Origin of the sequence: Bifidobacterium oedipodis, assembly GCF_012932425.1 — a bacterium.
In the GTDB taxonomy this organism is placed as follows: Bacteria; Actinomycetota; Actinomycetes; order Actinomycetales; family Bifidobacteriaceae; genus Bifidobacterium; species Bifidobacterium oedipodis.
Map to the genome: position 1 here is coordinate 263,702 of NZ_JAAIII010000002.1, position 19,866 is coordinate 283,567.

At 58.3% G+C, this 19,866-nt stretch carries 14 protein-coding genes and 1 tRNA gene; 3 read left to right on the plus strand and 12 right to left on the minus strand.

From position 1 onward, the window contains the following. The first annotated feature begins 54 nt into the window (after positions 1 to 54). Entirely contained in the window at positions 55 to 1,839 is a 1,785-nt protein-coding gene (locus tag G1C95_RS04400; RefSeq protein ID WP_169171735.1) for a glycoside hydrolase family 13 protein, read from the plus strand. Positions 1,840 to 1,988: 149 nt separating this feature from the next. On the opposite strand, the gene guaB is transcribed toward G1C95_RS04400, so the two are convergent. The 8 genes from guaB to G1C95_RS04440 all read right to left on the minus strand — a co-directional run bounded on the left by guaB (position 1,989) and on the right by G1C95_RS04440 (position 9,614). Further along, a complete protein-coding gene (gene guaB / locus G1C95_RS04405) occupies positions 1,989 to 3,542 on the minus strand; it encodes an IMP dehydrogenase (protein ID WP_169171736.1) in 1,554 nt (517 codons plus the stop codon). 115 nt (positions 3,543 to 3,657) lie between these two features. Beyond that, positions 3,658 to 4,932: a glycosyltransferase family 4 protein gene (locus tag G1C95_RS04410; protein ID WP_240947417.1), complete on the minus strand. Its 1,275-nt coding sequence runs from the start codon at positions 4,930 to 4,932 to the stop codon at positions 3,658 to 3,660. Beyond that, a complete protein-coding gene (locus G1C95_RS04415) occupies positions 4,929 to 5,591 on the minus strand; it encodes an L-threonylcarbamoyladenylate synthase (RefSeq protein WP_169171858.1) in 663 nt (220 codons plus the stop codon). The genes G1C95_RS04410 and G1C95_RS04415 overlap by 4 nt, the downstream gene beginning before the upstream one ends. A gap of 138 nt (positions 5,592 to 5,729) precedes the next feature. Further along, positions 5,730 to 6,614: a peptide chain release factor N(5)-glutamine methyltransferase gene (gene prmC, locus G1C95_RS04420; RefSeq protein WP_169171737.1), complete on the minus strand. Its 885-nt coding sequence runs from the start codon at positions 6,612 to 6,614 to the stop codon at positions 5,730 to 5,732. Continuing rightward, positions 6,611 to 7,699, minus strand: coding sequence for a peptide chain release factor 1 (gene prfA / locus G1C95_RS04425; RefSeq protein WP_169171738.1), 1,089 nt, complete (start codon positions 7,697 to 7,699; stop codon positions 6,611 to 6,613). The genes prmC and prfA overlap by 4 nt, the downstream gene beginning before the upstream one ends. A 190-nt stretch (positions 7,700 to 7,889) precedes the next feature. Then, positions 7,890 to 8,102 (minus strand): 50S ribosomal protein L31, encoded by a 213-nt coding sequence (rpmE, locus tag G1C95_RS04430; RefSeq protein ID WP_169171739.1) that lies wholly within the window; start codon positions 8,100 to 8,102, stop codon positions 7,890 to 7,892. Positions 8,103 to 8,231: 129 nt separating this feature from the next. Then, a tRNA-Ile gene (locus G1C95_RS04435) sits at positions 8,232 to 8,305 on the minus strand. 70 nt (positions 8,306 to 8,375) lie between these two features. Next, positions 8,376 to 9,614: an ROK family protein gene (locus tag G1C95_RS04440; protein ID WP_169171740.1), complete on the minus strand. Its 1,239-nt coding sequence runs from the start codon at positions 9,612 to 9,614 to the stop codon at positions 8,376 to 8,378. Between the two features lie 236 nt (positions 9,615 to 9,850). Here G1C95_RS04440 and G1C95_RS04445 point away from each other — a divergent pair, with 236 nt between their 5' ends. Continuing rightward, complete coding sequence (locus tag G1C95_RS04445; RefSeq protein WP_169171741.1) at positions 9,851 to 11,419, plus strand: xylulokinase; 1,569 nt, start codon at positions 9,851 to 9,853, stop codon at positions 11,417 to 11,419. Positions 11,420 to 11,675: 256 nt separating this feature from the next. Next, positions 11,676 to 13,016, plus strand: coding sequence for an ATP-binding protein (locus G1C95_RS04450; RefSeq protein WP_169171742.1), 1,341 nt, complete (start codon positions 11,676 to 11,678; stop codon positions 13,014 to 13,016). Between the two features lie 200 nt (positions 13,017 to 13,216). Here G1C95_RS04450 and G1C95_RS04455 read toward each other — a convergent pair whose 3' ends face one another. The 4 genes from G1C95_RS04455 to G1C95_RS04470 all read right to left on the minus strand — a co-directional run bounded on the left by G1C95_RS04455 (position 13,217) and on the right by G1C95_RS04470 (position 19,866). Further along, positions 13,217 to 14,353, minus strand: a complete 1,137-nt coding sequence (locus tag G1C95_RS04455) for a family 8 glycosyl hydrolase (RefSeq protein WP_169171743.1) — start codon at positions 14,351 to 14,353, stop codon at positions 13,217 to 13,219. Positions 14,354 to 14,472: 119 nt separating this feature from the next. Beyond that, on the minus strand, positions 14,473 to 17,424 hold the full coding sequence (locus tag G1C95_RS04460) for a glycosyl hydrolase 115 family protein (RefSeq protein ID WP_169171744.1): 2,952 nt from the start codon (positions 17,422 to 17,424) through the stop codon (positions 14,473 to 14,475). Positions 17,425 to 17,434: 10 nt separating this feature from the next. Then, complete coding sequence (locus G1C95_RS04465) at positions 17,435 to 19,051, minus strand: glycoside hydrolase family 43 protein (protein ID WP_169171859.1); 1,617 nt, start codon at positions 19,049 to 19,051, stop codon at positions 17,435 to 17,437. A gap of 41 nt (positions 19,052 to 19,092) precedes the next feature. Beyond that, a complete protein-coding gene (locus G1C95_RS04470; protein ID WP_169171745.1) occupies positions 19,093 to 19,866 on the minus strand; it encodes an MIP/aquaporin family protein in 774 nt (257 codons plus the stop codon).

Consider the following 19,866-nt stretch of genomic DNA (forward strand, 5'->3'; position numbering starts at 1 on the left):
CGTTCGCACCCATGGTCTGGCCGCAGCGCAAGCCCATTCATTCAAGGAGGAACCATGAGCACCGCATCCGATCCGTCACTGTGGTGGAAGCAGGCGGCCGTTTATCAGATCTACCCGCGCTCCTTCAAAGACACCACCGGCACCGGCCTTGGTGATCTCGCCGGCGTCACCGAGAAGATGGATTATCTCGCCTCACTCGGCATCGACGCCATCTGGCTTAATCCTTTCTACCCCTCGCAGCTGGCCGACGGCGGCTACGATGTGGACGATTACCGCAACGTGGATCCCAAGCTTGGCACTATGGAGGATTTCGACCGTCTGGCCGAAGCGGCGCACGCCCATAACATCAAAATCGTGGTGGATATCGTGCCCAACCATTCCTCCAACCGTCACCGTTGGTTCAAGGCCGCACTCGAAGCCGGCCCTGGTTCCCCCGAACGCGACCGTTATATCTTCCGCGACGGCAGGGGCCCGAACGGCGACCTTCCGCCCACCAACTGGCAGAGCCATTTCGGCGGACCTGCGTGGACGCGTGTGCCCGATGGGCAATGGTATCTGCACATGTTCGCGGTGGAACAGCCCGACTTCAACTGGAAGAATCCCGACGTGCACGAGGAGTTTCTGGAAACCTTCCGCTTCTGGCTCGACCATGGTGCCAACGGTTTCCGCATCGACGTAGCGCAGGGTTTGGCCAAGGATCTCGACCGCGACGATCTTGACGACTACCATGTGTGGGCCGATAATTTCATGCCCGACGACGGTTCGCATCCGGTGCTTGACCGCAACGAAAGCCACGAGATTTTCAAGGAATGGCGCAGGGAGGTGTTCAACCGCTACGATCCGCCGGCCTTCGCCGTGGCCGAGGCGTGGGTGAATCCCAAGCGTCTAAAGCTGTATGCCTCCCCCGAGGAGATGGGCCAGACCTTCAACTTCGAGTTCGCCAAGAAGGATTGGATTCGCGACGATTTCCATCAGGCCATTGAGGCTGGCTTGGCCACCGCACGTGAATCTGGCTCATCGGCGACTTGGGTGATGAGCAACCATGACGTAGTGCGCCATGCGTCACGATTCGCCCTGCCGCAGGTTCGTACTCCGAATTACCACCAGTTGGCGCTTGACTGGCTGCTGCGTTCCGCCGGCTCCTCCACGTATCAGGAGGATCGTGTGCTGGGCACCAAGCGTTCGCGCGCCGCGATTCTTATGGAGTTGGCGCTTCCCGGCTCAGCCTATATCTATCAGGGTGAGGAACTGGGCCTGTTCGAAGTGGCTGATATGCCGTGGGATCGACTGGAAGACCCGGAGGCTTTCCATACCATCCGCGAGGCCAGCACCAAGGGACGCGACGGTTGTCGTGTGCCGCTGCCGTGGGTTGCCGCCGATGCGCCGCAACTCGCCGACCCCGAGCATGACGAGTTCGGCACCGGCGCTTCCTTCGGTTTCTCCCCCGCCGTTCAGGCCGATGGCACGCCCGCTGAGGAACCGCATCTGCCCCAGCCCAAGTGGTTCAAGGATATGGCCGTGGATGTTCAGGACGCCGATCCCGACTCCATGCTGAACCTCTATCGTGCTGCACTGGCCATACGCCATAAGTTGCGCAACGAAGACACCGATGTGACCTGGCTGCCCGAGGATCAGCCGTCCGAACGCAATGATGGTGCCAATGGTTATCGCGGCGGCGTCATCGCCTACCGACGTTCCAACGGCTGGGCTTCGCTGACCAACTTCAGCAGCGAACCTGCCGCATTGCCTACGGGAACGCTGTTGCTTGCCTCCGGCCCTCTGACTGAGGACGGCAAGCTGCCGCAGGATACTACCGCTTGGATTCAGCTCGACGAATAGTCATAGTTGCACTGATGATTGCGCAGATAAGAAAAGCCACCCCAGCGGGTGGCTTTCCAATATGAATCGATACGGAATTGGCCTCGGACGTTCGAAAACGCCTGAGGCCAATTCAGTTGTTGCCGTTATCGGGCTTCAAGCCCCGGCTATCAGTTGTTGTGGAAGCCGGAGTAGTTCGGGGCTTCGGTGGTCATCACGATGTCGTGCGGATGCGATTCGCGCAGGCCGGCGTCGGTGATGCGGATGAAACGACCCTTTTCGGCCATTTCAGGGATGGTGTGGGCACCGATGTAGAACATCGACTGGTGCAGGCCACCGATCATCTGGTAGAGCACGGCGTTCAGCGGGCCGCGGTACGGCACTTCGCCTTCGATGCCTTCCGGCACCACCTTGTCGGAGGAGGTGACGTCGGCCTGGAAGTAGCGATCCTTGGAGTAGGACTTCTTGCCACGCGGAGCCATGGCGCCGAGGGAGCCCATGCCACGGTAGAGCTTGTACTGCTTGCCGTGCAGCAGCACCTTCTCACCCGGAGCTTCCTCGCAGCCGGCCAGGGTGCCGCCGAGCATCACGGTGGATGCGCCGGCCACCAGGGCCTTGGCGATATCGCCGGAGTAGTGGATACCACCATCGGCGATGCAGGGCACGCCGGCCGCACGGCAGGCCTGAGCGGCCTCGTACACGGCGGTGAGCTGCGGCACGCCGACACCGGCGACCACGCGGGTGGTGCAGATGGAGCCGGGGCCGATACCGACCTTCACGGCATCCGCGCCGGCATCGATCATGGCCTGAGCGCCGGAGCGGGTGGCCACGTTGCCGCCGATGATCTGCACGCCATCGAAGGCGGAATCATGCTTCAGGCGGGAGATCATGTCGAGGGCGAGCTTGGCTTCACCGTTGGCGGTGTCGACCACGAGCACGTCCACGCCGGCCTCCATCAGAGCGGAGGCGCGCTGCCAGGCGTCGCCGAGGAAGCCAACGCCGGCGGCCACGCGCAGACGACCCTGCTCATCCTTGGTGGCGTCCGGGTACTGTTCGGTCTTGACGAAGTCCTTAACGGTGATCAGGCCGGTCAGGTGGCCTTCATCGTCGACCAGCGGCAGCTTCTCGACCTTGTGCTTGGCGAGCAGACGGTGAGCGTCGTCCTTGGTGATGTTGGAGGGGCCAGTGACGAGGTTCTCGCGGGTCATGACATCCTTAACCTTCAGGGTGTCATAATCCTCGGAGGCGATGAAACGCATGTCACGGTTGGTGATGATGCCGACGAGCTTGTTGTCCTTATCCACCACCGGCAGTCCGGAGATGTGGAAACGACCGCACAGCTTGTCGAGATCAGCCAGGGAAACTTCGGGGTTAACGGTCAGCGGGTCGGTGATCATACCGGATTCGGAGCGCTTGACCACATCGACCTGAGCGGCCTGATCGTCGATGGACAGATTGCGGTGCAGCACGCCGATGCCACCGTTACGGGCCATGGCGATGGCCATTTCGGCTTCGGTGACGGTATCCATGGCCGCAGAGAGCACCGGGACCTTCATGGTGATCTTGCGGGTCAGGTGAGTGGTGGTGTCCACTTCGGAGGGAATGACGTCCGTCTCGTTCGGCAGCAGCAGCACATCATCATAAGCAAGGCCGAGCTGGGCGAAAATCGGGGGAAGAGGGGCATACGCCGATTGAGCGTTCAATTCATCAAGGTTTGTAGCCATGTAAACACTATATGAACATGCGCTGACCTCACGACACTCCCCAGCCGCTAGTTGCCAACGTTTTCGCTGGCAATCTGCTCAGTGGATCCCTCTAGTTGTCCAAATAGCTATCCGGTTAGTTATCAGACTTGTTGTCCGACTGATCGGATTGGTTGGCCGTGTTGACTGTGTCGGTTGTGTCAGCTTTGCCGGTTGCGCTGGTTGTATCGGACTTGTCAGCCTTGCCAACCCGCGGAGCATCCGTGGCATGCTGCGCTGACTTACGCGCCGCCTCATAGGCCAGGTTCTCCGCCTGCAATTCCGGCAGCCGATGTTTCAGATACGGATACATGGTGGCTAAGGTCAGCACCACCACGGCGGCGGCCATACCGGCAGCCACATGCTGGGCTTTGAAGAACAGAATGGTAATCGATCCGAATGCGATCAGCGCGGCCCAGCCCCACAGAATCAGCACCGCGCCACGCACCGAATGACCGATGCGCAGCATGCGATGGTGCAGGTGCATACGATCCGGATGCATCGGGGACTGGCCTTTGGCCAGGCGTCGCGCAATCGCCAGCACCATGTCAAGCACCGGCAGGAATAGCACGAGAATCGGCAGCAGAATCGGCATGAACAGCGGCAGATAGATGCTGGCGTGAATCGAGGCAGGATCCAAGCGCCCGGTCATCACAATCGACGCGCAGGTAATCAGATAGCCAAGCAGCATCGAACCGGAATCGCCCATGAACAGTTTGGCCGGATGCCAGTTATGCAGCAGGAATCCTACGCACACACCAACCATCGCCACGTCGATCAGGGTGGCGAGCGAAGCATAGCTGGGCGATGAGCGGGCGATGATATATGAGTAAATAGCGAAGGCGATGCCGCCTATGGCCACGATGCCGGAGGATAGGCCATCCAAGCCGTCCACGAAATTGACGGCGTTGATCGAAGCGACGATAAGGAACGCCGTGATTGCCATTGACAGGCTTGGTGAAGCGGTGACCAGGGAGTCGCCGAATGGCAGCGAGATAATCTGCAGTCCACCCCATGCCACGAATACGGAGATCAGCAGCTGCCCGGCAAGCTTGAGCATCCAATCCAAATCCCACAGATCATCGGCCATGCCCAGCAGGCTGATCATTATGCCGCCGGCCAGAATCACCCACATTTGGTAGTTGCCGTTGAACAGGCCAGACAAGAACGGCATGCGCGAGGCGAAAATCGTAGCCACGGTGAAGCCAATCAGCATGCCAAGACCGCCCATGCGCGGCGTGGGGATGGTATGCACGTCGCGGGCGCGCACTTGGCCCACCGCACCGATTTCGATGGCGAGATGACGGATCAGCGGGGTTACCAGCCAGGTGACACCACCGGCGATGGCTGCGATTAGCAGATAGATTCTCATGCGCCCAGTCCCCCACCATTCATATGCAAAGCCTTTCGGATGGTGGTTGCGGGAATCACACCCTCACGCAGGATGTCCACGCCATCGCGCGCATAGGGATCAGCCGCAACCACGGTGCTGGCAACATGGCCACGTGTGGCACCGCCATCCAGATACAGATCGACGATATCGCCCAGCGCTTCACGCGCCTCTTCGACGCTTTGCGCGCTTTGTTCGCCGGAGCGGTTCGCGCTGGAGGCAGCCAAGGGGCCAGTAGCTTTCAGAATGGCCAAGGTTGCAGCGCTGTTAGGAATACGAATACCTTGCGTACCGGGCCTGCCGTTCGCGGTGTCGGCCAACGTGGCCAAAGTGCAGCCTTCGCGCGCCACAGCAATCGGGGAAAATGCGCCGGGCAAGAATTGCGCAGCGAGGCGGTTAAGAGGCGCGGGCAAATCAAGGCCCAGCTCATCCAATTGGTCGGTGGAGGCGAGCAACACCTGCAATGCCTTGAACCGGGGGCGGCGTTTGGCTTCATAGATACGAGCGATGGCGTCGGCATTGCGCGGGTCACAGGCGATGCCGTAAACGGTATCGGTGGGGATAACAATCAGTCCGCCGCTCTGGACGATTCTCGCCGCCTCGGCTAATGACTGCTCATCGATTCCACACGTTACGCTCATCATGCCTCCGTTCCTCCACGGCCGCGTCTTACAGCATCGGCCTTTGGCAGCCAAGCCGCCTTTGTCACAATCTACTATTGCATCATCGCGCCGCGACGTGCCCTCGCGCAAGCTTTAGCTTAACGAACAACTGGTGTACTAGGCCTTTTCGGCAATAAGGTAGCGGTCACGCCCGGTCCAATCCTTGCCGGTAGCGGCGTTGACAAAACCAGCATGCTGCGCGTAGGCAACCAACCGGTCGCCTTGGGTCACGTCATGTTCCATAACCAGCAACCCACCAGATTTAAGCAGACCAAAGGCGCGCTCGATAATGCGTTCAGGAATGAGCGTACCGTCCGCTGAACCGCCGTAGAGGGCCAGTTCCGGATCCCAATCACGCACCTCAGGTTGTTCGGGAATGGCGGACTGCGGCACATATGGCGGATTGGTGATCACCATATCGATGGTGCCATCCAAGGGCGCCAAGGTATAAGGACTGGTGGCATCGGCGATTTCCAGATGATAGTTGGAAGTCACGCAGCAGTGCGATTGTGCGGCCTGCATCATGTTGCGACGTGTCCATTCGGCGGTTGCCGCGCTGACTTCCACCGCCCAAACATGACTGCCGGGCACCTCAGTGACTACGGACAGGCCGATGGCACCAGAGCCGGCGCACAAATCCACGACGCGGGGACTGTCGATATGCTGCGTCGCCAGCCAATCAAGACCGGCCTGCACCACGGTTTCGGTTTCCGGCCGGGGAATGAACACCCCCGGTCCAACGCTAAGGTCAAGGTAACGGAACGGCGCATGACCGACGATGTATTGCAGCGGCTCTCGCTTAATGCGGCGCTCCAGCATGCTTGCGAACCGCGCGGCGTCGATGTTCAGGTCGTCGCCCATCAGCATCGCCTTGTCGATGTCGTGCAAGGCGATGCCGCAGGCTTCGGCTGCCAGAAGTTTCGTGTCATGTTCGGGCGTATCAACACCCGCGGCACGCAACCGGGCAGCCGCTTGGCGAATGATTGCGTCGGCCTTTGTCATTGCTGATTGGCCAGACGGTCGGATTCATCGGCTTGGATGTCGGAGTCGATCACGGCCTGCAAATCGCCGTCGAGCACAGCGTCAAGGTTGTAGGCCTTGTAGTTCGTGCGATGGTCGACGATGCGGTTTTCGGGGAAGTTGTAGGTGCGGATGCGCTCGGAGCGGTCGAGCGAACGCACCTGAGAATGACGCATATCGGCGGCCTCGGCGGCCTCCTGCTCGTGCTTCATGGCCAGCAGGCGTGATTTCAGTACCCGCAGGGCCGCCGCACGATTCTGGATCTGCGACTTCTCATCCTGCATGTTCACCGTGATACCGGTGGGGATGTGCGTCATGCGCACGGCAGAGTACGTGGTGTTCACGGACTGACCGCCGGGGCCGGAGCTCATGAAGATGTCGATTTTCAGATCCTTGGGATCGATTTCGATCTCGTCGTCATCCTCATCGGCTTCGGGGAACACGATGACGCCGGCGGCGGAGGTCTGGATGCGGCCCTGCGATTCGGTGACGGGCACGCGCTGCACGCGGTGCACGCCGCCTTCGTATTTGAGGCTTGCCCATACGCCGTCTTCGGGGGCGGGCGTGCCCTTGGCACGGATGGCAATCTGCACATCCTTGACGCCGCCCAACTCGGTGGTGTTCTCGGATTGCACGTTTACGGTCCAGCCGCGCTTTTCGGCGTAACGGGTATACATGCGCAGCAAATCACCGGCGAACAGTGCGGCTTCCTCGCCGCCGGTACCGGCCTTGATTTCCATAATCGTGTCGCGCGCATCATCCGGATCGCGCGGAATCAACGCGGTGCGCAGCTTGTCTTCAGCCTCGGGCAGCTGGGCTTCCAAACGCTTGGCTTCCTCTGCGAAATCGGGATCCTCGTCGGCCATATCGCGTGCTGCCTCAAGATCATCCTTAACCTGCAGCCAAGTTTTGTAGGCGGCGACGATGGCGCCGAGTTCGGCGTGACGACGGCCCAGTTTGCGCATCTTGTCGGGGTTGGTCACCACTTCGGGGCTGGCCATCTGCTCTTCGATGGACTGGTATTCCTCAAGCGCGGTCGCCGCCGCTGGGAACTGTTCGTCTGCCATATGTATCGTCTCTCTGCTCGTGGAGCACTGTTATGTAGAAAGTTTGTAGGTTGATATGGTGCGCACAGTGCTGTGTGCGCGATCATGTGCGCGTGTTATGTGCGCGAAGATACAAAAACGCCAGTCCGATATCGGTTGTTGCAAGGCACGCCGAAGCGCGCCAAACCGAAGTGGACTGGCGTGAAGAATGCTACTTGGTCTTCTTGCCGTAGCGCTTCTCGAAGCGAGCGACGCGGCCGCCGGTGTCGAGAATCTTCTGCTTGCCGGTGTAGAAGGGGTGGCAGCTGGAGCACACGTCAACGAACATGTGGTCGCCCTTGCCAGCGGTGCGGGTCACGAAAGTGCTGCCGCACGAGCACGTCACCTCAACGGCGTGATAATCGGGATGAATACCCTGCTTCATGGTGTCTCCTATGGAATTCGGGGGACCCGGGTCGTCTTGCCCCTATGGCAGACGTGAACCGGAACCTTAGGGATTGTACGCGCACGCGCGGACTGAACGAACCTAGCCAAGCGTCGCTGATACATCGCGTGCCCTTGCTGGGACTTGAACCCAGGACAAACACCTTATAAGGGTGCTGCTCTAACCGACTGAGCTACAAGGGCGACGAGGGGCAAGTATAACCCCAGCCCGCGAACTGCGCCGAACACCGCGCAAGCTACAGGCGATTCACGACTATTTCGCCGTCGAATCGTCAAGGAAGTGCAGCGGGTTATCAATGAAACGACGCAGTCCGGTTTCCGCCGCGCCATACAGCGAAGGATGCTGGGCCACAGGCGGCACGACCACACGGATACGCACGTTTGGATAGCCTAAAATCTCCGAGCGCAGACGTCCGGCAAGTACGGATCCCAATTCCTCGCCGAAATGGCTCCACAGGCCGCCCAATAGCACGGTATCCACATCGACCATATTTACTGCGGAAGCAATGGCGGACACCAGCGCGTCGACGGCCTTGTCCATCACATCAGCCACCACCGGATCGCCCGAACGCCAACGTTGCAGGAATGCTTCGATGGCCACAGCGTCGCTGGCCGCCTCTCCTTCGGCAATACCGGCAGCTTCAACTAACGCACGTCGGCCGGCAAAGGTTTCCAAGCAACCGTGACGCCCGCAGTTGCACAGCGGACCGTCCAGAGACACTGACATATGACCGATTTCGCCGGCAAAACCATGCGATCCCGGCACCACTTCGCCGTCACGTACCACGGCACCGCCGATGCCGATGTCGGTGGACAGATAGATGAAGGAGTCGGTGCGATCCACCACGTTCAGAAAGTCGGCACGTTCGGTGGCATAGCCGGGAATCTGGGCGATGGCGGCCATCTGGGCTTCGTTGCCTGCCACGGCGTCGAGGCGACGAACCACGTTGAACCGTGTTAAGTCCACGTTCTCCCAGTCGAGGTTCCTAGCCACCAGCAGCCGCATGTCTTCGGTGACGATGCCGGGCAGTGCGAGTCCCGCGCCCACCACCCTGCAGCCCCGGTGTTTCAGCCGGCTTTCCAGGGGGAAGGTCATTGCGTCAAGCTTGGCGAACACTTCGTAGGGGTCGGTGCGTGTCATGTCTGCGCTCACCCACTCACGCCCCAGAGTGTCGCCGTTCAGATCCAGCGCAAGGCAGCCGTAGCCGTCGGTGTTGATCTGCAAGCCAATGCCAGCGACGGCACCACCGCGAATTGTAAGAGGTGTGCTGGGCCTGCCGTAAGCGGTGGAAACAACCGGCGCACCCTCCTGCAGAATGCCATGCTCAATCAGCAACGAAATCAGCAAAGACATGGTTGCTTTGGTTAAACCGACCCGTTTGGACAGGTCGGCGCGGCTCATCGCCTTGTTCGCGCACAGCAACGCTTCCAGCGTCACCGACAGGTTGTGGTTGCGCAGATCGTCCTGGTTGATTCTGCGGGGCGCTGCCATGTCGTTCCTCCTAGCCAAATCTTGGGTTACGTCGAACCGCACGCGAACCGTATCAGTCTCGTGGATCCTGCTATGGACCCATGGGGTACATTGTGCGTCAATTCCCTGAACCGAACACGCTGCCTCGCGTGTTTCTGTTGCGTTTTGCCGCCTCAATACCGTATAGTTTAATCGTCTAACTATTCGGAAGGCGGCACGCCACGCCGCATTGAAACACCTCATCGAGGAGGAGGCATATGTCGCACACACTGGTCGCCGGCATTGATACGTCAACTCAATCAACAAAAGTTCGCATTACGGACGCCTTGACCGGCGAACAGGTGCGGTTCGGTCAGGCCAAGCACCCCGACGGCACCTCGGTCAATCCCGAATACTGGTGGGAGGCGTTCCAGGCCGCTGCCGAGCAGGCGGGCGGGCTTGATGATGTCGCAGCTCTTGCCGTCGGCGGCCAGCAGCACGGCATGGTTATTCTCGACCGCCAAGGCAACGTGATTCGCGACGCGATGCTGTGGAACGACATCAGTTCCGCACCCGAGGCCGCCGACCTGATCGAACAGTTCGGCGCAGCACCCGCCGAGCCCGGCGAGCCGGCCGAGCAGACCGCCCGAGGCAAGGAACGCTGGGTTAAGGCCGTGGGCTCCTCCCCCGTCGCCTCGTTCACCCTGACGAAAATCGCCTGGGTGGCCGCACACGAGCCCGACAATGCCAAGAAGATCGCCGCAATCTGCCTGCCCCACGACTGGCTCAGCTGGCGCATCGCCGGCTACGGCCCGGTTGCCGAAGGCGAAGACGCTCATCTCGAAGCCCTGTTCACCGATCGCTCCGACGCCTCCGGCACCATTTATTACGATGCCGCACAAAACGAATATCGCCGTGATCTGATCGCGCTGGCCCTTGCCCCCGCCTACGATGAGCATGTAACGCCCGGAGCGGATTGTGCCCATGTCGACACCGACAGCGCACCGCAGGCCACCGCCCACGCCGAAGCGATTGTGCTGCCGACCGTGCTGGGCCCGCGCGATGCGGCCGCCGTGAAGGCCAGCCACGCCATCGCCGGTAAGGATATCGAAGGCGGCTGCATTCTCGGCCCCGGCGGCGGTGACAACGCTATGGCTTCGCTGGGCCTTGGCATGGCCGTGGGCGACGTGTCCGTTTCACTGGGCACTTCTGGTGTGGCCGCAGCCATCGCCGAAAATCCGGTTTATGACCTGACCGGCGCCATCTCCGGCTTCGCCGACTGCACTGGCCATTATCTGCCGCTGGCCTGCACCATCAATGGCTCTCGCATTCTCGACGCCGGCCGCGCTGCACTGGGTGTGGATTACGACGAACTGGCTGAGCTGGCTTTCCAGGCCGAACCGGGTGCCGGCGGCATTACCTTGGTGCCGTATTTCGACGGCGAGCGCACGCCGAATCGCCCGGATGCCACCGCGTCGTTGACGGGCATGACGTTGAAGAACACTACTAAGGCGAACCTGGCTCGCGCCTTCGTCGAGGGTCTGTTGTGCTCGCAGCGCGACTGCCTGGAGCTGATTCGTGCGCTGGGTGCCTCAATCGAACGTGTGCTGCTGATTGGTGGCGGTGCGAAGTCCGTGGCCATTCGCACGCTTGCCCCGGCGATTCTCGGTATGGATGTGACCCGCCCGGCCACGGACGAGTATGTGGCCATCGGTGCCGCTCGTCAGGCCGCTTGGGTGCTTTCGGGACAAGCTGAGCCGCCGGCCTGGCAGCTGACAATCGATGGCGTTGACACAGCAGAGCCCACACCTGCGGTATACGAGGCTTATGCGGCCGCCCGCGGCTGAGAGCTGCAAAAGCCCTACGAGCCATAACTGAACGATTGCAACAATGCTGCGGCCCTGTTGGTGAGTGGCGCGCCGGATTAGCTCATACCGGCATGGTGCTCACGAACAGGGCCGCAGCATTTCTATTTAGTCACACGTATAGGTTCCTTCGGTTTTTTGTCAAAAACCCATGAATGTTCGTCAGGTTTTTTGCACGACACGCCGAAATCTTCCTTAGAATAATTGCAAACCATATTTGGGAGAGGGAGATAAGGCCATGAAACGAACGATAGATGAGACACTACTACGATGGTCGCGCAATCCCAAGCATCTTCCTCTGGTACTGTGCGGAGCACGACAGGTCGGCAAAACCTACGCCCTACAGAACCTCGGCCGAGCGCATTACGATTCTTGCGCCTACATCAATCTTATGAGCGAATCAGCAAGAGCCGTATTCGATGCCGGCTACAATGCCGCACGAACATTGGAGAATATTTCCGTGTTCACCGGCGTCAAAATCACACCGGGACGCACATTAATCATCATTGATGAAATACAAGAGGTTCCCGCTGCATTGACTTTGATGAAAGCATTTGCGGAAGAAACTCCTGAACAGCACATCGCAGCGGCTGGTTCCTACCTTGGGCTGGCCTATCATGCCGGACAATCCTTCCCTGTCGGAAAAGTCGACACCATCGACATGTATCCGCTGACCTTTCTTGAATTTCTCAGTGCGAGTGGCGAAGAAGCGCTATCAGAGATAGTTGAAAATCTTGATTTCGACAGGATGAATATTTTCTCTGATCGTTTGGAACGCATGCTGCGCCGATATTACTTCGTCGGCGGTATGCCACGCGCCGTAACTGATTTCCTCGAAGGAGACAACGACTACATTGCCGCACGCACACGGCAAACTGCATTGCTTTCCGACTACGACAACGATTTCTCCAAGCATGGTCTGCCCACGCCGGGCGTCGATGTCGAGCGGGTCAGGCTGGCATTCCGTTCCATTCCATCCCATCTCGGACGAGAAAACCATAAATTCGTCTTCGGGCACATCGCCCAAGGCGCACGTCGCGCTCAGTACGACACCGCTATCCAATTCATTGTGGACTCCGGACTGGCTCATCGCGTATACCGCGTAAGCAAACCACAACTTCCGCTGCGCGACTACGAGGATTTGTCTTCTTTCAAACTGTATATGCACGACATTGGGCTGCTGGGAGCGGCAATGAATGTGCATGCACGCGACGTTCTGCTGTCGAACAAGGCCTTTGAGGAATACAAAGGTGCCATGACCGAACAATATGTCTGCCAACAACTGGTTGCCAATGGACAGACGCCATATTACTGGTCTTCGGGCAAAGGCACTGCCGAAGTTGATTTCGTCCTTGAACGAGACGGATCCCCAGCCCCTCTGGAAGTCAAAGCCGAAGAAAACGTACACGCCAAAAGCCTTCAACTGCTGTGCAAAGACACGTCATTGCATGGATTCCGCTCTTCAATGCGCGGATATCGCGTTGAAAACTGGATGACCAACATCCCCCTGTATGCCGTCGGCCCATATTTCAATCCTAAGAATGATCCCGCGAATTTCATTCCGCCCGAACTGAGGTAGTACCAATACAGTGTGAGTATCATCGTAAGGAACGGATGAGCACCTCGCTGCAGTCAAAAATAGCGTGCTTACGATTAACTTGTTCGTGAGCAAGTTAATCGTAAGCACGTTAGGGTTCCCTGATTTTCGACAATGATGCAACGAAGACTCGTGTGGCGTGGAACAATCCGCGGCACACAACAAAGTCCATTAATCCGAGACTACCAAGAACAGCGGTATTCCCCGCTTAGTGCCAGCATGGCGAAAGCGTAGAGGAAATTGTCGTAATAGCGGCGGGAGCCCACTCGCATTGGAGTGTTCCAGAACATGTTCACCCAGATGCGGGCGTTGTTGCGCGCATCCGACGCATTCGAATACCATGAGGCTAACGAACCTTCGGCGGTGGCTGCTATGAACCCTACTGGATGCAGCACCGTCTCATCCAGAGCCTTACCATCAACGGCGTAGATACTGGTGCGATCATGGGTCAGAAAGAACTGCTGCAGCGCAGCCACCCGATCGCACAGTTCTGCGACGGGTTCACACCACGCGGCGTCCAATCCGATATTGCCGGCAGTGCGGTAGGCATCGGAGTAGAAATTCCAATGCCCACGCTCGCTGATATGAGGCGAACCATCGTAATTTGAATATTCAGGATTCAGTCCGGTGGTCTCGTCGCAGGCTTGAATCAAATACTCACGACTGGCTCGGGCTGCCGCCTTCCAGAACTCACGATCCTCTTCATCGGATTCCTCGGCGAATACTTCATAGAAATGTGGCAGGTGGTACGAGGGATCCGTCCATTCGGTTTCGGGAACGAATTTGATGAGCTTGTTCTCCCGATTCCACATCGGCTCTCCAGCGAAATCCGCGCCACGCTCTGGCTCTCCCTTGTGCACGCAATAGCGCAGGAGTTCCTTTGCGCGCTTGGAATACGCATAGATGCCTTCTCCATCGCCCCAACGTCGAGATGCCAGGAACAGCGCCATCGCGAAATATTCCTCACCGTCGGGAGCAGGACCGGCAGAATTGGGCACACCGTCCGGACGCACCGACCATGCGAAATAATGCGCATGATGTCCTTGCGGCATATACATATAACGCATTGCCCATCCCCAAAGCTTGTCGAACACGTCCCGGCGGTCGTATTGCACGGCCAGCATCATCGCGTAGCTCATGCCTTCGGTGCGCACGTCATGGTTGCCAGTGTCCATCACATAGCCAAGGCCAGTCTCGTTCTCCCAATAGAACCGATCCGGCCCCTCGAAGATCTCATACCAAACCTGTGCCACACGACGCTTGATATCGTCGTGTGCATACCCGCATTGTTCCAGCAAGCTGTTTACCGTAGCCGCCATACTGCTCACCAATACCCTTATTTCGTTCTGTTACGCATCAACAATCCATGTATCGTTTATTTCACTCAGATGGACATGGCGCGTGACCACAACAGTCGCGCGCCATCGGTGCAGTCGCCTTAGCGGCTTCTTGGAGATTCAATCGGCCCCAAATAGGACGTGGGAAGTTCGACTCCCTCGCGCACTAATTCGATGCGCTCCAATGCAATATTGGGGCTGATGTGGTGGAAGCGCAGTCGGTTTGCACCAGATTTGAGGTTCACGCAGGTTTCATGGATACGCGCGTTGTCATGTCCCTCACGGTTGTATTGGTCACAACCGTAGAAGGCCTGTGAATGGTCCTCGACCGTGTCCTCCACGACAATCGGCCCATCGTTCACCGATACACCGATCATGGCGATGGCATCGTTCGTGGTCGGCATTGAAGGCGACATCACCAACCGCAGCACATATTCGCCGCCCTCACGCACCGCAAACCGGTATTCCACCCAAGGAGCGGCCGCAGCATCAACCGGAACAAGGGTGCCGTCCGGCTGCAGGCCACTGAAATCGGTGCGGCTTGGTAGCACCTTCACGGCACCGTCAGTCCGCCCATAGGGTTTCATCGTGATGAAGCACGAGCCGTCAGATCCCCGGCCAGTTTCAGCCCAGTGCGTCGCCTCGATGGCCACGATACCGTCCACGTCAAGGAAGGTGCCGGCACCAACTTCATCAATCTCCGGTAGATATGGGTCGGCTTGGACAGTGACATGCACACGCGCGTGGGATTTCTCCGGCACCGCATAGCCGCCTTCGGACTCGGCCATGAATCCGACCACCGTAAAGTGCCCTTCAGTCTGCCCGCTGCGACGCTGTGTCTCGCGATCGATGGTCACGCGAATGTCGTCATGCGAAGCGGTCGCCCCCTGGAACCGGGAGAACGCCAGCCAATTGCATTCCGACTCGATAGCGTAATCAATAGGTTCCTCACTGCCGCAGGCAATAGTCATTACGGCCGAGGTGACGCGTGGATCATCGAACACGTTGGTTGTCATACAGTCGCCGATCCAGCGCGAGCCGATATTGTAGTCTTCCGAGCCCCCAAACGAGACAATCATGCGCGGCAGACGCGCAGGTTCGATATAGCGGCGTTGCGGCAACACATTATTGTCGGCGCACCAAGAGCGGAATCCGAAATGTTCGGATAGGCCGAATCCATCGAAGCGTCCTTGCGCAACCGTGTGGAAGTCGTGCACAATGTCGCGATCCAGATCCAAGCGTTCCTTGATTTGGTCAGCGATCGCATTGGCATCCACGCGGTTCTGCTTAGCATACAGCTTGTTGCGCCCAGCCAAAATCCAAGCAGCCATGAGGTTCGCCGTGGCGCATGCCGGGTAGTAGACCAGCTCCACAAATCCGCCCAATACATCCTCCGGGCACCTGGAACGCAAATCAGCGCAGGTGCGCTCCAGCCATTCGACGTCGTCCAACAGTTGCTGGGCCTCGCCGTAATGCACCGGATGATACGTGTCCTCCCCCATCGTCTCGTGCTTGCGGCGCTCCAACATCAGCATCGTGCGCACAATGACTTCTCGAATTGATGACTGATCCCGCTCATCGAACGCGCCCCCGAACTGCTGGGCCACCCAACGATCCAGCCACGCGTCGGTGTTGTTCGGATGCGCGGAACCATACCGCTCGATGTCGTAGGCCATATCCAGGAAATACGCCAAAGACAACTCGTTGGTCGCGATATCGCCCACGTTCACCACCCAGATGTCACGCACACCGAAATCCCAGGCGCAACTCATCTGATCCCACACGCGCGGCAGCGAGGTCGAGCCGATCCACTCATAGGACGTGGGCCCGCCATGCATATCCATGTGGTAGTACATGCCGAACCCACCACGATGCGCCAGCATCGGCCCGGTCGGCAGCGTGCGCGTATAGCCGAGGTTGTTGTCGGACAGCATCACCGTCACACCATCCAGCTCGGGATCGTCAAGCAGGCTTGGCTCGGACGGATCATCAGGGAAGAAGAACGACTCAACCTCGTTGAACAACACGATTTGACGCGGCACCCGGTTCAAATCCGAATCGATTTCCTCGCGCATCAACTGGTTCTGCACCTTGAGAACATTGCGCAATAGCGCAATGTTCTCGGCCTTCGATGCGCCTTGCATGATTGCGGTGTCTCGTTCACCGCGCATACCCATTGTGATGACGTTTTCGAACGGTTTGTTGCGTTCGAGACCATCCCGCCAGAACCGTGTGATACCTTCCGGGTTGGCATTGAAATCCCAAGCGTCGCCGTATGGCGAATCAGGCCCACGCATCAGGCCGTATTCTTCACCGGCGCGCATGCACGGCTCGTGATGCGAGGTGCTCATCACCACGCCCAGCTCGTCGGCCAGTTCGGCGCTGGCCAAACCCGGACCATCCAGGCTGAAGTTGTCGATCCACATCGCCGGCCACAGATAATTGCCCTTGAGGCGTAGTAACAGTTCGAACACGCGCTCATAGCACCGCGCATTTGCGCCGCCGAAATGGATACGGCACCAATTACCAAACGCCGGATATTCGTCGTTGATAAAGAACCCACGATACTTCACGCTCGGCTCATGGCTGACCATATCCACGCCGCTGCTATCCAGCATCACCGATTTGCGTCGCCTCGGCTCGATGCCGCTCCAATTGCGCAACGGCGAGACGCCTAGCAACTCCGACACCTTCAACAAACCATAGATCGTGCCACGCTTATCGGAACCGGCCACAACAATCGCACGACCCACACCCGGCAACGGATTGTCAACAATCTTCAGCGCATATACTTCGCGTTTGTCAACCACACCGGCGACATCAATCAATCCGTTGCCGTTCAGCTCATCGAGCAAGCCCGAACGACCCACGGTACCGTAAATAACGGCGGTCGTCGGCCGCCCCGGACCAAGTTGTTCCGGAGCAATAACTGGGTGATTACCGCCCACAACCGCCGCGATATCATCAGCCACCCACCCGGCAACACGATCAGTACCAAGCCACGCAGACGCATCTCGAACCAATACGGTCGAGCTGTCAACAACGATGTGCATTACTATGCTCCTAACGATGCTCGTAGCTGAAATTCGTGAATGAGGCAGGAGTGCGATAGCCAGCTAGATCCACTGCTGCCAGTCCTACGAACGCGCCTGTAAAGAACGCACCTGTCTTTGTGAGCACATAGTCGTCGGACAGCAGCTTCGCATCGTAGGTTCCCGGCAAATCCTGCCAGTGCTCACCATCGAAGGAATATTCATACGTATACGTTCCCGTACGCACACGGGTGCCGAGCCAAATCTGTTCCACGTCGTCGGGCACTGGCACGGCTGATTCGCCGAGATCCGTATAGTTGCCGAAATCATTCTGCGCGGCACCGATCACACGGCAAGCACGTGCATCATCCCACGTAACATATGCCCAGCTCCATGCGCCATCGCAGTAATAGTTGGTCAGGCCCGCCATCTGCATGTAATTGTCAGGATTGAATTGCACTTGCACGCGTGCATCGAAGTCGAAGTCACGCCAGCGGCGAGCCACCAACGACAAATCAAACAGATTACACAGAGACCCCTGTCCGTAGAGTGTCAGCTCGCCACCGCCGACATGCCCCATATCAGGGCCGAACGGCACGCGCAGAGTATTCCAGTCATGTTCAAGTTCCGCAGCTTCGAAACAATCGTGTATGTCATAATCCGTCGGTGCAATGGTCTCAACGGCGTCCGACGGTGCCGACACTTCCAGAAGACCACCATGACCGCTGACGACGAACGGCCATCCCTCATCATTCCATGCAACTTGTTGGATGGAGGTCTCTCGGCCCAATGTGCACCAGCCTCGGCAGCCGTTGAACGATTCGTTGTCTTCTCGCCATGGCCTGCCACACAATGAGGCGTAATACCATTCACCACCAGGTGTCTCAACCAACGATCCATGCCCTTGCTTCTGCAACGGGGAACGCGGCGTATCGAAATTGGTCAGGAAGGCACCCAACGGAGACACTTCAAACGAATGCGCATCCAGAGAACGAGAGCGGGCCACGGATTCCTGGTGTTCGTATGAGGTGCCTCCCTCAGCGCAGAACAGGTAATACCAACCATTGATTTTATACAGGTGCGGCCCCTCCACCACTTTCACATCGGTGCCGGCCCAAATCGTACGTGCGGTGTGCGGCTTAAGCCGCATGGTTTCCACATCGAATTCCGTCAGCGTGATGCCATCGAAACGGTGATGCCCCGCCCGAAAATCCCAAGTCTGCTGCACCAAGTACTTACGGCCATCGTCATCATGGAATAACGAGGCGTCAAATCCCACACCGTTCAGTCGCACGGGTTCCGACCAAGGCCCGCGAATATCATCGGCGGTGACCAGATAATTCGTTCCATCCTTGAATGCGCCGCCAACCACCTTCACATCAGTGTAGACAAGCCAGAACTTACCATCGGCGTAACTCAGATCCGGCGCCCAAATACCACCTGACGAGGGATTACCACGCATATCCAGCTGCGAGACGCGATTAAGGGGGCAGGTCACGTAATTCCAATGTGCCAAATCTTTCGATTCATGGATGCGCACGCCAGGCCACCATTCGAAGGTGGAATTGGCGATGTAATACGTATCATTCACACGAATGATCGACGGATCGGCATGGAAACCAGTAAGTACGGGGTTGTGGATCTGCATCATCGCATCCTTTCATAAAGTTGGTTTATCAGTTACGGCTGTCAGGGGATAAGGCCAAAAATCGTGGGAATCAGCACACCTAGCGCGCCTCCGATAAGAGGCCCGACAAATGGCACCCATGCATAGCTCCAATCGGAATCACCTTTGCCCTTGATAGGCAACAGAAAATGTGCCAGCCTCGGTGAGAAGTCACGCGCAGGATTCATCGCAGCTCCCGACACACCGCCCATACCCATCACCAGCACGGTAATCACAAAAGCAACCGCCAAGGGGCCGACCTGAGTGGGCGTCCCTCCATTGACGAACACCCACGTAACAAGAATGCACGTGCAGATTATCTCGGAGACAGTGTTCCATAATGGGGATTTCAGCGCTGGCTTCGTGCAGAAAATAGTCAGCTTGGCATCTGGTTCCGCCGGTTCGTCGAAATGACGGCGAATCGCGGCGAAACCAACACATGCTCCCACAAACGCGCCAATAAACTGGGCGATGATGTACAGCAAAACGTTGCCAGCAGTGATGGGTATGCCGCCTTCGGCGAGCGCCACACCGTTCAGTGTGGTATCGGCATCAAAGCAGGAGCGCAGCACACGTGCCAAGGTAACGATGGGATTCAAATGTCCGCCAGTTGGCCATGCCGCGTATACGCCAACGAATACCGCCAATCCCCAGCCGAGGGATGCGTTAATCCAATCGCCTTTGAACGCGCCGGTTTTGGGCAGCGCACGCGATCCGCATACCATCACGGCAATGGTGATCATCAACGCGGTTCCGAGAAATTCCGATCCAAAAATCTGCCATGCTGAGGGGGTCAT